Genomic DNA, 566 nt, shown 5'->3' with positions numbered 1-566 from the left:
GAACATCTACTGTGAAAATGTAGAAGGTATCAATGTCCATAAATATGGTGCCCATATCTTCCATACTTCTAATAAAAAAGTTTGGGACTATGTTAATCAATTTGCTGAGTTTAACAACTATATCAACTCACCTGTCGCAAACTATAAAGGAAGTCTTTATAATCTTCCTTTCAATATGAATACTTTCTATGCTATGTGGGGGACAAAAACTCCACACGAAGTGAAAGATAAAATTGCTGAGCAGACAGCTGATATGAAGGATGTTGAGCCGAAAATCTGGAAGAACAAGCTATCAAGTTGATTGGTCCGGATATCTATGAAAAATTGATCAAGGGTTATACTGAAAAACAATGGGGACGTTCTGCGACAGACCTTCCACCATTTATCATCAAACGCCTTCCAGTTCGTTTAACCTTTGATAATAACTATTTTAACGACCGTTACCAAGGAATTCCTATTGGTGGTTACAATGTCATCATCGAAAATATGCTGAAAGATGTAGAAGTTGAACTTGGAGTAGATTTCTTTGCTCACCGTGAAGAGTTGGAAGCATCTGCTAATAAAGT

The 566-nt window shown here is 36.6% G+C and carries 1 pseudogene; it reads left to right on the top strand.

The features are described from left to right. Window positions 1-566 (top strand): annotated as a pseudogene (locus D8792_RS11255) (UDP-galactopyranose mutase); the annotation flags it as partial.

This window comes from Streptococcus cristatus (assembly GCF_003943505.1).
GTDB classification, from domain to species: domain Bacteria; phylum Bacillota; class Bacilli; order Lactobacillales; family Streptococcaceae; genus Streptococcus; species Streptococcus cristatus_E.
Note: the sequence above shows the minus strand (reverse complement) of the source record. Positions and strands in the feature narration are given on the sequence as shown.